General features: G+C 41.4%; 15 protein-coding genes. 1 reads left to right on the top strand and 14 read right to left on the bottom strand.

Annotation, left to right across the window (positions count from 1 at the left end):
* Positions 1 to 82: 82 nt before the first annotated feature.
* From Electrica_RS28155 to Electrica_RS28095, 13 genes are all read right to left on the bottom strand, one after another.
* Positions 83 to 535, bottom strand: coding sequence for a hypothetical protein (locus Electrica_RS28155; RefSeq protein ID WP_142256001.1), 453 nt, complete (start codon positions 533 to 535; stop codon positions 83 to 85).
* Between the two features lie 12 nt (positions 536 to 547).
* Positions 548 to 1,567 (bottom strand): P-type DNA transfer ATPase VirB11, encoded by a 1,020-nt coding sequence (virB11, locus tag Electrica_RS28150; protein WP_228267453.1) that lies wholly within the window; start codon positions 1,565 to 1,567, stop codon positions 548 to 550.
* The gene (locus Electrica_RS28145) at positions 1,567 to 2,706 is read right to left on the bottom strand and encodes a TrbI/VirB10 family protein (RefSeq protein WP_142256000.1); all 1,140 of its coding nucleotides are present in this window, start codon (positions 2,704 to 2,706) and stop codon (positions 1,567 to 1,569) included. The genes virB11 and Electrica_RS28145 overlap by 1 nt, the downstream gene beginning before the upstream one ends.
* Positions 2,696 to 3,469 carry a TrbG/VirB9 family P-type conjugative transfer protein gene (locus Electrica_RS28140; protein ID WP_142255999.1) on the bottom strand — a complete coding sequence of 258 codons (774 nt, stop codon included), beginning with the start codon at positions 3,467 to 3,469 and terminating at the stop codon, positions 2,696 to 2,698. The genes Electrica_RS28145 and Electrica_RS28140 overlap by 11 nt, the downstream gene beginning before the upstream one ends.
* Positions 3,469 to 4,197, bottom strand: coding sequence for a virB8 family protein (locus tag Electrica_RS28135; protein ID WP_142255998.1), 729 nt, complete (start codon positions 4,195 to 4,197; stop codon positions 3,469 to 3,471). The genes Electrica_RS28140 and Electrica_RS28135 overlap by 1 nt, the downstream gene beginning before the upstream one ends.
* The gene (locus tag Electrica_RS28130; protein WP_142255997.1) at positions 4,197 to 4,334 is read right to left on the bottom strand and encodes a traF protein; all 138 of its coding nucleotides are present in this window, start codon (positions 4,332 to 4,334) and stop codon (positions 4,197 to 4,199) included. The genes Electrica_RS28135 and Electrica_RS28130 overlap by 1 nt, the downstream gene beginning before the upstream one ends.
* Before the next feature lie 10 nt (positions 4,335 to 4,344).
* Positions 4,345 to 6,714, bottom strand: coding sequence for a VirB4 family type IV secretion/conjugal transfer ATPase (locus tag Electrica_RS28125; protein ID WP_142255996.1), 2,370 nt, complete (start codon positions 6,712 to 6,714; stop codon positions 4,345 to 4,347).
* 4 nt (positions 6,715 to 6,718) lie between these two features.
* Entirely contained in the window at positions 6,719 to 7,033 is a 315-nt protein-coding gene (locus tag Electrica_RS28120) for a VirB3 family type IV secretion system protein (protein ID WP_142255995.1), read from the bottom strand.
* A 44-nt stretch (positions 7,034 to 7,077) separates the two neighbouring features.
* Positions 7,078 to 7,365, bottom strand: coding sequence for a conjugal transfer protein (locus Electrica_RS28610; RefSeq protein WP_167686295.1), 288 nt, complete (start codon positions 7,363 to 7,365; stop codon positions 7,078 to 7,080).
* On the bottom strand, positions 7,362 to 7,952 hold the full coding sequence (locus Electrica_RS28110; protein ID WP_142255994.1) for a lytic transglycosylase domain-containing protein: 591 nt from the start codon (positions 7,950 to 7,952) through the stop codon (positions 7,362 to 7,364). Before Electrica_RS28110 ends, Electrica_RS28610 begins: the two co-directional genes overlap by 4 nt.
* Before the next feature lie 183 nt (positions 7,953 to 8,135).
* Complete coding sequence (locus Electrica_RS28105) at positions 8,136 to 8,354, bottom strand: EexN family lipoprotein (protein ID WP_142255993.1); 219 nt, start codon at positions 8,352 to 8,354, stop codon at positions 8,136 to 8,138.
* Positions 8,355 to 8,361: 7 nt separating this feature from the next.
* Positions 8,362 to 9,000, bottom strand: a complete 639-nt coding sequence (locus Electrica_RS28100) for a type IV secretion system protein (protein ID WP_142255992.1) — start codon at positions 8,998 to 9,000, stop codon at positions 8,362 to 8,364.
* A 1-nt stretch (position 9,001) separates the two neighbouring features.
* Positions 9,002 to 9,991, bottom strand: coding sequence for a type IV secretion system protein (locus tag Electrica_RS28095; protein WP_142255991.1), 990 nt, complete (start codon positions 9,989 to 9,991; stop codon positions 9,002 to 9,004).
* A 431-nt stretch (positions 9,992 to 10,422) separates the two neighbouring features.
* On the opposite strand from Electrica_RS28095, the gene Electrica_RS28090 reads away from it, so the two are divergent.
* Complete coding sequence (locus Electrica_RS28090) at positions 10,423 to 10,701, top strand: hypothetical protein (protein WP_142255990.1); 279 nt, start codon at positions 10,423 to 10,425, stop codon at positions 10,699 to 10,701.
* A 446-nt stretch (positions 10,702 to 11,147) separates the two neighbouring features.
* On the opposite strand, the gene Electrica_RS28085 is transcribed toward Electrica_RS28090, so the two are convergent.
* A complete protein-coding gene (locus Electrica_RS28085) occupies positions 11,148 to 11,978 on the bottom strand; it encodes a replication initiation protein (protein ID WP_097464514.1) in 831 nt (276 codons plus the stop codon).

Raw genomic sequence — 11,978 nt, 5'->3', positions numbered from 1 at the left:
CAAAACCCCCATAATGAAACCAGCCTGACAGAATCAGGCTGACTGATAATTTAAAAAATTTTATAAAAATTTTTCACATAGTTTACCTTACCATTGAATCAGGATAGGAAACGACATCCGGTATAATAATACCAACGCCTTTACCTTTACCTTTAACCTGTTCAAATGAACGCGCACACCCACTTTCTTGAGGCCATCGCCCACCAAGTTTTTCAAACAATACCGCACTTACAGAAGCTTGTACCTTTTCACTATTAACCATAAATCCAGTTAAAAAATAACGCACCTGTTCAGGAAGATTTTTTGTTTCTAAAATTGTAGCAACAGAGATGGCGTTATCCGCAGATAAACATTGACAAATAATTTCAGGTGTCAATTTAACATCATCATTATCTTCCATAGAATCTAAGATAGAGCACCCTATACCGATAAAAAGATAACGGCTAGACTCATTCCAAAAATCTTCTTCATCATAGAAAAGACCGTCAGCGAAATAGATCAGGTCATTTACATTATTAAAAATTACATTTTCCATAGTGCTTACACCTTAAAGTTGACTTAACAGTTTATTTTTGTCTTCCGGTTCATAATAAATTTCCGTCAAATGGGTATGATTAAAGAACAAAATCACGTCAATTGACGTTTTAATCGTTTTCATAATCAAATCCATATCCACGGTCATGCCAACTGCCGATTGTTTTACGATACTGGCAAGCCGCGAGAATGACGCATAGGTGTTATTCGCGTGGATGGTACTGATAGATCCCTCATGCCCTGTATTCAGTGCCTCCAGATAGCTCCACGCTTCATCCCCGCGCAGCTCTGCCAGAAAGATGTGATCGGGTTTTAGACGCATACACGCCTCAATAATCGTTTTTGCCTCAATCGTGCCTTTTTTATAAAAAAGGTGCATATGATTTGGATGATTCGGCAACGTCATTTCATGAACATCTTCAATGGTTGCATAACGGCGCTCAGGCGGAAACAGATCGGCAATCGCCTTACCGACTGTTGTTTTCCCGGAACCGGTTCCCCCGACAATCAAAAAATTCAGCCTGTCTTTAACGGCCTCACGCAAAAACTGCCCGATACTTTTCGCATTACCCCGTGAAAGTTCATATAAAAACTTCTGGCGCTCAGTCATTTCAGCTATATGTTTAGAGGCAATTCTCACGTTATCAAATCGCCCTGAATTAATATAATCATCCAGAGTAAAGCGCGTCAGTGACGGTTTACGGATAGAAATCACCACACACCCGTTTTCCGTAGCCGGGGGGATGATAATCTGCCCCCTTTCCCCGTTAGGTAAAATTACCGAACATACCGGATTCCCCTCGTCGAGGGGGATCGCCAGTTCACTAAAATTCGATAATGTTTTTGCCAGTGTCATCAGGTTTTTAAAGCTGGCATCCGGTGTTTCAATAAACGACCACCCTTCACGCCCTTCATACCAGATACGCCCTGGCTGATTAACACAAATTTCCGTCACATCATCACGGTCAAGAATATCCTGAATCCCTGCCATTTTCAGATAAGTACGTGCCGCAGCCCCTTTATTACTGCTCATTACCTGACCTCATAAACAGAAGAAAAATCAATGTTGCGCGGCACAATGACAGATAACACCGTACCCTGATTGATGTATGCGGTAGGAGGAATATTAATGGTATTTTCCAGCGTGGTTTTAGCCATTTCTTTTGTGGCATCAGACGTATTATCGTAGGTAACATTGCTGTTACTGCCGCTACTTTGGGTAGAGCTTTTCAGAATATCAAGACCATCCCCAACCAGAGACAGCATAAGCGCCCCGCCGAAACGCTCCCAGAAATGTGAATCAACCCATGCTGGCAAGCCTGACGCACCGAGGCTGTCCGTTCCCAGCGCATCAATACGAGCATTGATGTTGCCATCTTTCAAATTCGTCCAGATAACAAATACTCGTGCCACACCCTGCGTCATGACTTTATTTTGCTCACCTTGCAGCATTGCCCCTTTACGCGCTAACAGTGTTTCACCGTTATCCGAGTAAACATCTTTGGTTAACTGACACAGGGTAACACCCGGATAAGACGTAACAATTTTGGTTTTCAACACACAGGAAAGCGATGTACCCGCTGACAGAAGATAACGGCGCTTCATTACAGGAGAAACGGAACCATCAGCATAACTTCCCCCCTGTAGAGCATCTTTTTCCGGGGCGGAATCTTGCTGTTTTCCGTTATCCATAGCAACCATCGTATCACCTGTAAGCTGGCGCAGAGATTTAGGTAAAGGTTTGTCTTTATCATCCCCCCCCTGTTCTACAGAACGGGTACTACCAGAACCCGCAGTAACAGCATTCACCGCCCCAGCGTTTTCATTCCCCCCGGCTTGTTCTCTTTCTGCTTTTGCTTTTGCCTCTTTTTCACGGACTTCACGGGCTTCGCGTTCTTTTCTGTCACGCTCCTCTTTGTCTTTAATGTTTTTCATGAAGCCAGTAATCTGATCGCTTTCGACAGAATTATTAACCAGAGCTTCATTTTTAGGCTCCATGCCAGTTTGCTTAACCTCTTTACCCGGTAGAATTTTAGCAACCAGAACAGCAATGAACAGAGCAAGAACAGCTAACGCTATCAGAATGAGAAGTTTTTTAGGGCTTTTTTTCCCCTTAACTTCAATCATGCCGCGATTACCCGCATCATTATTTTTAACATCATTATTGCTCATAATTAAACTTCTCCGTTCTTACTTTTCCGTCAGTTGTAGCCTTTTCGTTCCACCCTTTATTCACAATGGAAGAAGTGCGCACATCAGCTACCTGATCACCAAGACGTAACCGGAATGTGTTATTGACTTCAAAATATACCATTGTGTTTTTATTTGGATCACCGTTAACAAGGTGCTCATTACCATCAGCATCAACCCGGTAAACAACGGGCATTTCCTGCTGGCTTTTCCATCGCATACAGGTAAAGGTTCCATCATCCCATATTTGATATGGATAAATGGATTTATCACCTTTCAACTGATAATGACCATTTATAACACCACCATCCGTACACGGTATACGTTTCGCCGCAATAAGGGGATTAGCCGCCGGAGGTTTCGGATAACTATAACGCAGTACAAATGTTGGGTTTTTATTTACCGATGTAAGATACAGGGGATAGGTTCGTTTATCCGTTACAATAGTGACGTTTGTATTTGGGTTATCTTCAACCACTGGACGGAAAAACACGCTATGATCCCTTACTGACACTTTCCACGCTGCCGGATCACCAAGACCAACATCTTTAATCGTTTCATCATTCCCCACCTGCACGACTGAAACAGTGCCTTTTTGTACTCTGACGTTTACCACATCACTTTCATTAAACATAACGCTCTGTATACGGGCATCAAACTGCGAACCCGCGCCATACGTTGCCGCATTAGCATACCCGGCATTAAATGCCGACATGACAGCACAAAGGAGGATAGTTTTTTTCATTATTTCATCGCCTCTGGATCAACGCGATAACTCAGCGCCTGAAAACCAAGTGGATTAATTAATCGCTGTTCTTCCGTTTCGATTTTTTTATTGAAATCAAATGCAATCGTCGCAATCCAGTCTGTCATTCGATATTCAGGCGCTGGCTTACCGGAAGAATCAAGAATCATTTTTGAAAAACGAACTTGCGCCACATCAGGTTTTAACATAGTGACTGACTTAATTTTCACGCGCATTTTATAATTATCTTTCAGGACGTTCAGCGGCGAACTGTCTGCACGAATAGCCGTATTATACTGACTGAACACCTTGCTTGCTGACATGACTTTAACCGTGTCCATCATTTGCTGAATAGTCTGCCACTCATAAGATTCATAATTAATGACAAACTGCGAAAGAAAATATTTCGTCTCAACTTCCTGATAACTTTCTTTTGCATTGTTTATTTGTGGTACAACGTCTGTATACCCCGTGGAATTATCCACCCGGATAACATACGGCACAGCCGTTTTTAACGGGGCAAGTGCTGCGATCCCTGCACCAAGCAGACCAATGACAACAAATTCAGCAACACACAAGCGAGTTAACAGCTTTGCCTTGCTCTGCACCGTTGCAATTTCATTTTTTTCAAACTGCTTAACCGCATCATAAAAAGGTTGATTTTCCTTCTTTACTTCAATCATCTTTTTAGCGGCTTCTTTTTTTGTTCTGGAAAAATATTTTTTCATTAGTAAGTACCCGCCTTGATAGCTTGTGATGTTGTATTAAGATCGTACCAGTCGCCTTTAGCCTGTTTAGGTTCAGGCGCTTTTGCACTACAGGCAGCCAGCATCATGACAATGGCGATAAACGCGATTTTTTTCATTTGTTTAACCTCAATGCGCATTAATCTGTTTAGTAAATTCTGGAATCCACACATCCGGGTTATCCGTGCCAAGCTCATGACGGATTTTCTCACACAATGCAATCCCTTCGGTTGTGCCTGAAATAACTGGCAGAAAATCATCAAAACCGTAGAGATCCATTTTTGCAAATGCAGACGACCCGGATTGTTTGATTAACATCGTGCGTGATTCTTTTGTCAATGCTTTAAGCCGTTTAAATTCTTTTTCAGTCAGCCCCATTTTTTTATACCCTTCCCACTCTGCATCCGGGTTAGGTAAAAATATTTTTGTCGCCGTTTGTTGAACCAGCGCCGCGAAAATGGCGCAATTAATCGCATCTTCCGGTGACTGACTGGTTAGCCACATCATTTCACCTTTTAAACGCCCCGCCTTTAACGCGCCCTTAATCATATCCTGCGTTAACGGGAAGTTACATGGCATCCAAAATTCTTCAATGATGGATAACATGAGTTTACCCTCACGCTGCATGAGACTTTTATAAAAGAACAAAATCCCCAGAACAGGCTCACATGCAGGGTGAACATTCCCGTTAATTTTTTCCAGAATGACAGTGGTATCAAACCCAACCTTTTTATAATCCATCGGATTAAAAGTGTTTTCCGGTGAATCTACCGCCCACGCATACGCACCACTTTCACACCATTTGTTAAGGCGTATACGCAAATCACCATCAGTCACAATCTGTAAAAGCGTTGAAGTACGGCGCTCAGAAAGCGGCATACGCATAATACCTTCAACCGCTTCATCCATCTCAATAGCCTGTTTATCAGAGCATGGAACGCCAGCGCTATCCCTCACCAGTGACTTAGCCAGTTCTTTAAGAAATGCCAGTAAACGCGCCCAGACAGGCGAGGATTCATCTTCTGCCAGTTGCCACGGATTCAGGCCAGTATGAATCCCTTCCTGCAAGGCAAAATAGCTGCCGCCGTATGCCCTGACAAACAACTCAGTAGAACGGTTATAATCAACAACAAACATATAGGGATCGAAACGTTGCAGGAATCCTGCTGCCGCCCCTTCAAATGTGGTTTTACCCGTCCCGGTAGCGCCTAAAATCATGGCATGACCCGCTATACGTTGCCCGGTCACATTTTTATGTGGATCGCTGTAATGCGTATTGAAATAATACAGACCATCCGACACGGTTTTTAACGGCATAATTGCGCTACCGTCACCAATAGGATTCCCGGATTTTTTTCCCCCGGAGTAATTATGTAGTGAGAACGTACAGGCCAGATTAGTGACTGTTCGACGGGTATCAAGTGGCCTTTTTTTGCTCATTGGCAGGTGACTGAAAAAGACCTCAGCCCCGTAGCTGGCGGCGCGGGTAAAACGAAAGCCTTTCCCCGCCGTAATAAATTCACTGGAAACCTTTATCCCATTTTTTCGGGCTTCTTCTGGCGATGAATCCCCGAACACCGTCAACACACAGTGATAAGAGCCGAACAGAGTTATGCCACTGGTAACAACGTCCTGACCGAGCAACAATTCTTCCTGTTGTGATTCTGCCGCATCCCCCGCCGATCCGAGTTTATTCAATTGTGAGTCAATTTTGCGCAGTGTTTTAGCTGGAGCCTCAAAGATAAAAGACTGCGTAATGATAAATTCATAAGGAAGTTTTAACAGAAAATCCCACTGCCCCATTTCAGTGAACATCGGGAAATCTTTCAGAACATAGTTCGTCGCAAATTTTTTGGTGTCAGAGTCATTGTTACGCAGTTCGAGCACATCATTACCAAAATACCACTCAGAATCCGAAACAGACTCAGATAAAGGACTGACTGACAGGGGGATTTTTACGTGCTGCTTATTAAGCAACAAAGAAAGGTAATCCGCTGGCTCACTGATAAAGCCATCAACTACGCCAAGCAGAGAGGCATTAAACGGCTTGAGTACCGTCATAGCCTGATGAAGAATATCATCCAGTCGTTCGATACCATCATCAACATTAGTGTAAGGAATGCCAAACGTCAGATACCAGGTGGATTTAAAGAAGTTTCCGCCCCGGAACATGGCAAGGTAGTGTGATGAAAACCGATTTAAAAAATCGTTATCAAATGAATAGTTTTCATCCAGAAAAACTTTTTCTTTAACAAGGTGCGTCCAGAGATAGGTATCACCCTCTTTCCCAACGCCAACCAGATAATCTTTAATGCCCGTAAACGCATTTTCAAGCGTGGAATCCTTTTCGCTTTCAAATGGCATACCTTCGATAACAATCGTCGCCAGCATTTTTTTATCTGCGGTATAGATAATGTTTTCTGAAAGATGAAAGCGATAATCAGGGTATTCAGAAATAACGGGTTCCGTTTCGCTTTTTTTAAGTTTTTGTCTGTACATGGACTTACCTTTTTACCGATGAAAAACCAATTACCGTATCACGATGCTTAACCTTCAACATAATGCCTTTAAATCTTAATTTGAGGACACGCAACGCATTCGGATCATTCTCACAAATCAGGCGAATGATAAAAAGAAAGAGAAAACAAAGTGCAGGAACCAGCAGACCAGAAATCCCCCAAAAATACATTGCTGTAAAACCACCAAAAACAGCCAGAAAACCCACAGCCAGTAAAAGAAGTAACGGAACCCCCATCACCATAGCGGGGCGATTCAGTCCGTTATAAGTGGCATACACATTTTTTACATCTTCGTTCATAGCACCCCCGGAAAGAAAAGGCTGGCAGAGCCAGCCAAATCTGCTTACTGGAAAAGATCCAGTGCCCACGTACCACCAACCACAGCACCGCCAGCCAGAGTACAGTAAACCAATGCCATACCTACATCACCCCAGCTTTTACGCTCCATATAGGCCATTACAATGTTATAGAGCAGGTAGACCAGTGCGGCCACACCCGTGAACGTAAAGAGCCATGTTTTAATCGTTGTTAATGCCGTTGTACCTGCATCCAGACCACCACCCGCAAATGCCTGACCCGCAAACATTGCCATAAACAACACAACCAAAAGTTTAAAATGATTCTTATTCATGAATTAAAATCTCCGAAAACGTCCCACGTCTGGGAATCTGTTTTTTTTACATTACTGCTACTGTTATCTTCGGCTTCATCATTGAGGCCGGAGGGTTTTAAAGCAGGAACGGCATAGGCTTTTTTCTCTACACGCTCCACATAACTGGTATTATCATATTGTTTTTCTTTTTTAAATCCGCGAGTTTCATTGCCAGAATAATACATTGACAATGATTTTCTAAGATTCGTTTGTACATCACCCCCTTTCTGGCTTTCATAGTTTTCAGTTAGTATTTTTGCACCCACCTTAATGTTGGTACAAGGATCAAAGATGGTGCTGTTATCGACCTGATAGGCAGAAAAGTTTTTACTGTAAACCTGCATCAATCCTGCGCTATAGGTTTTTCCATGACGGCTTAAATCATTGACATAAGCAACAGCCAATTTTTCATCATCAAAGGCTTTACTGACACCATCAGAAACATTAGCAACGACATAAGGATTTCCGCCGGATTCAGTCTGGATCACCGCCATCGCCGTCACCGGAGAAACATCAGGTGCGCACTGACTAAGTAACGTTGCTAAAACAGCCGCTGATAAGTTCATACACCACCCGTAAACATTTATGACCTTAAAGATTGTATAACACAATCTTTAAGGAATCCAGAAACAAAACCACACTTTCATTTTAAACATGGTTTACACCCACCACAACAAAAAGAACAAAAAAAAGGCACATAAATGTTTATGCGCCTTTTTTATAAAATGTAAAACCACACAGAATGTAAATTACTGAAGCATCTTTTTCCTAAAATCCCCCCCTTTCTTTTTTGATAATGCTTCTGTTGCATTTTTGCAATTATCATCTGTCACAGTACCAGCCTTACATTGATCCATAACCTTAGCCGCTTCATCAAGATGCTCACTATAATAGCTAACATCATAAACCTTTTCATTACATGCACTTAAAGCAAAACACATAAACATCAAAGTCACTAATTTTCTCATAACACCCTCATTGTAGTGCGTTTTTTCTAAAATCAATCCCAGCTTGCTCCTGACGTGCTTTTTCGGCACTTTCCATCTGGCGCTCTGCTATATCATACTGTTTTATCTGCATGTCCAGCGTCATTTTTTCCGTGCTTAACTGATTTGCCAGATCTGCTTTCTTCTGCGGGGTATCAGCACCGGAAAACTCATTTTGTAATGAAGTAATTCTATTTGCCCTTTCACGCATACTGTCATTAAATTCATCATAGAATTTAATTTTTTGCAACAAACCATCATATCGTGCTTGTGTTGTATTATCAGAACTGGAAAGTCCATATTTATCACGCAAACCACTTAAATCAGATTTTGCACCATCTGTAATGCTGGATAAAGAATCTTTCATGTAGCTTGAGGCGCTATCGAAACCGTCACTAAAATCGGTAAACCCTTCCAGCCTCTGCTTTTGTGCTTCGGCATACTTCATAGATTGCTCATACTGCTCTTTAAGCTGGCTAAGTTGGCTTGCCGCCTCTTTAGCTCGCGTCAGACCTTCTTCCACCGTTTTAGCTATCGCAGCAACATCTACCGTAGGAATACCCGATGCCATAACCTGACCGGATAAAGAAGCCAGTAAAATAAATGATGCACATTTCAACTTTTTCATTTCAACCCCCAATAATATTTTTACGCATATTCCTGATACCAGAATACGCTTTTGAAGCTCCAGACCTTGCCATTTTCCCCATAAATCCTTTAGCCACATTCCCAGCGGCCCGAATCCCTGTCATAGCAGCAACCCCCCCACCGACCTTCCCTATCATTCCATTTGTAGATGATGTGAGTCCGTTAATCCCAACCCCCCCCGTCAAGGTGGAACACAACGTACCTATTTGCTCGATTAAAAAAACAGAAATAATAATAACCAATAGCAACGTAACAACCGCACTCATAGTTACTGACTCAGGATTAGTTACAGTAAGAGACTGAATTAGACCCATTACAAACCCAAACGCAATGGTGTAAAAAACATTTAAAAGAATATAATTCAAACAACTGCCACACCATGCAGTAAACATACTCCTAGTTGTAGGGAAAACCGAAAAACATATAAACAGTATACCTATAGATAATAAAATACCGACCATAAACAAAGAAACAGACAAAAAAACACTTGTATAAAAAATTAAAATAGCTCCACCTATATACCCTATACCCCATATAGTATAAGCCAAAATAATATCTCCAAAATCAAAAGTCCCCAAAGATGACATTTGATTATCAAGATATGTGTTCATTGTTGATGATAAGGACGTCCACAAGTTATCAACACTGGTTGCCACATCAGAATTTCCCGTCACCGCATTTGCTAAATCCTGCCCGGCATTCATAACAAAAGGAATAACATACTGCGCATAGTACGGGGCGGAATAGGTAAAAGCCCCTACAGCCGTAAAAGCCATGACGGTTTTTGTTACTTCACTCATAACAACTTCACGCTGCGAGTAGATGATCTCATAACCGATAAAAATCACATAAACAGCGATTGCTGCAAAAAAAACAGGAGAAATAGCATTTGCTATCTTTGCCGCATTCGATGCCGCGCCCGACTGCACTAGATCAATGACAGTCGTTAAAAACTCAGAAACAATGTTCATCCAACCCCCTTTTTCCTATAAACCCACTTCATTCATTTTTAGCACCTAGTTTTAAATAAAAAAACATGCAGACAAAAAAGACCATAAACATTTAAACATTTTACTCCTGCAAGTACATTCAATCAAAACATTTCTGTATAAAAATTTAGCACTAAAGCACATTGAAAACATTTGATAAAATATCATATGCCCGGAGGGCATGGGAGGCGGAGCCGGAAGCCCCGCAGCGCAGCGAGGACAAAAAAAGCGTTACGCCGTATGGCGTGACAATCCCCCACCCTGCCAGACCCGTTTTTTACGGGCTACCAGCTACGAGGAAGCCAGACTGTCGGAGACAAAAGGAAGGAAAAGCGAATTAATTTTATGACCACATCATTTTCTCTGAGATCTTTCACAGTAAAACTGTCCACTTTTGTTGTGGATAACTCAGTTTGTCTGATGGTGAAAAGTCCCCAAACCCATTACCGCCACTGACACGGCAAGGTGTGGTTAAATTTCATACAGATTTGATTTCACTCGCTTGCCTGGCACTCACCACCGTTTTTTCGTACACCAATCGCGTTCTGGTGCATTTTCCTGAAAAGATGACTGATGGAGTGACTGAACAAAAAAACGCCTCAGAATGGCTTACAGGGTTCGATAGTGCATTCCGCTACGATTTCTCGCTCACAAAAATGAGCTTACGACTTTTTTTCTTCCTCAATTCATAATCAGGCATACAAGATCAATACAGCCAGTGAAGTAATCCATTACTTTATTAATGACATTAAAACCACCATTTACTTTAATTCGTTAAAGTCAAAGTGGACAAGGAATTTATAAAATTCAAAACACATATCAAGAGTTGCTCCGCGTCTGCTCTTGACATGTGTTTTTAGAATTTAACACTTCCTTTTGTCACTTCGACATTTTTTCTCATTAAAGGTGCATTATGACCTCACTTATTATCAATAAACTACCAGAAATCATTACTTCACTGGCTGCATTGATAACTTCAATATCAGCCTTGATTAAGGTTATGAGGAAAAAATAAAAAAAAGGCACAAGCCTTTTTTTTATGTTCGCTCGAAATGCCAAACCCTACGCATAACTTGCCCGCTTCGCGCCCCGCCCTTCGGGTTGTTTGTTCCTCACAATTATTTGTGATACGAACTTATCACCGGATTCCGAGGCGTTTTTCTTCGGCATCCAGTTCCCGCTGCTCCTGCTTATAAATATCAGATACATGTTGATAAGCTATTTTTAAATGCGTGGCTTTTCTTCCACGCTTTTCAGCTATTGAAACCGTTACATTTTTAAAAGATGTGTGATTATGTAAATCCTTACACAATCCTTTTAAAAGCCTATTAAGCTCTTTAAATTCCAGATAAGAATATTTTTTTTCTTTACCGACAACTGAAAAAAGCCACATTTCATCCTTAAAATCATCAATAGAAATAACAAATTCACTTTTATAAATGTGATTTATATCTGATTTTGAATATCTTTTTGCGATAACCTGATAAAAATTAATCAGTGTTTTATCTGGCATTCTTGCAACTTCATACAGGTTGCTTTTTGTGAATGACTTTGATAATTCAAAAAAATACGGATAGGCATCTTTATTTATCTTAACAGTACAATAGCCTTCATCATAATGATAAATAACTTTTGATGTTATATTCGTTTGCAACGTTCTGCGTAATGTACCCTTACTGACATCCTCATAGATGAATGAGGTGGATAACGTTCTGATGGCTGAATCCAGTGACTCATAAGAACCACTCAGAGCAACACTACAAATTTTACTGAACTGCTGCGCGGTGATGGTAAATGTTAACTCATTTTCGTCTGGAATTTCTTTCGGATTTTCAATCTGCGCCAGAATTAAAAATAACACCCGTTTAGCCTGTAACGGCAATGCCGCTAAAGAATACTGAAAACTGTCAGAATGGCGACAGGATGTATTTTGATTCACTTCCTGCAAGCCGGTTTTTTTTACACTCAT

Origin of the sequence: Klebsiella electrica (genome assembly GCF_006711645.1) — a bacterium.
GTDB lineage: Bacteria > Pseudomonadota > Gammaproteobacteria > Enterobacterales > Enterobacteriaceae > Klebsiella > Klebsiella electrica.
This window is presented reverse-complemented; position numbering and strand designations above follow the sequence as displayed.

What these genes read in the sequence shown, in the direction of transcription:
- Electrica_RS28610 (WP_167686295.1), bottom strand. Translation starts at nt 7,365, where the DNA reads ATGAATAAGAATCATTTTAAACTTTTGGTTGTGTTGTTTATGGCAATG.
- Electrica_RS28110 (WP_142255994.1), bottom strand. Translation starts at nt 7,952, where the DNA reads ATGAACTTATCAGCGGCTGTTTTAGCAACGTTACTTAGTCAGTGCGCA.
- Electrica_RS28135 (WP_142255998.1), bottom strand. Translation starts at nt 4,197, where the DNA reads ATGAAAAAATATTTTTCCAGAACAAAAAAAGAAGCCGCTAAAAAGATG.
- Electrica_RS28120 (WP_142255995.1), bottom strand. Translation starts at nt 7,033, where the DNA reads ATGAACGAAGATGTAAAAAATGTGTATGCCACTTATAACGGACTGAAT.
- Electrica_RS28105 (WP_142255993.1), bottom strand. Translation starts at nt 8,354, where the DNA reads ATGAGAAAATTAGTGACTTTGATGTTTATGTGTTTTGCTTTAAGTGCA.
- Electrica_RS28140 (WP_142255999.1), bottom strand. Translation starts at nt 3,469, where the DNA reads ATGAAAAAAACTATCCTCCTTTGTGCTGTCATGTCGGCATTTAATGCC.
- Electrica_RS28100 (WP_142255992.1), bottom strand. Translation starts at nt 9,000, where the DNA reads ATGAAAAAGTTGAAATGTGCATCATTTATTTTACTGGCTTCTTTATCC.
- Electrica_RS28145 (WP_142256000.1), bottom strand. Translation starts at nt 2,706, where the DNA reads ATGAGCAATAATGATGTTAAAAATAATGATGCGGGTAATCGCGGCATG.
- Electrica_RS28095 (WP_142255991.1), bottom strand. Translation starts at nt 9,991, where the DNA reads ATGAACATTGTTTCTGAGTTTTTAACGACTGTCATTGATCTAGTGCAG.
- Electrica_RS28125 (WP_142255996.1), bottom strand. Translation starts at nt 6,714, where the DNA reads ATGTACAGACAAAAACTTAAAAAAAGCGAAACGGAACCCGTTATTTCT.
- Electrica_RS28155 (WP_142256001.1), bottom strand. Translation starts at nt 535, where the DNA reads ATGGAAAATGTAATTTTTAATAATGTAAATGACCTGATCTATTTCGCT.
- Electrica_RS28085 (WP_097464514.1), bottom strand. Translation starts at nt 11,978, where the DNA reads ATGAGTGTAAAAAAAACCGGCTTGCAGGAAGTGAATCAAAATACATCC.
- Electrica_RS28130 (WP_142255997.1), bottom strand. Translation starts at nt 4,334, where the DNA reads ATGAAAAAAATCGCGTTTATCGCCATTGTCATGATGCTGGCTGCCTGT.
- virB11 (WP_228267453.1), bottom strand. Translation starts at nt 1,567, where the DNA reads ATGAGCAGTAATAAAGGGGCTGCGGCACGTACTTATCTGAAAATGGCA.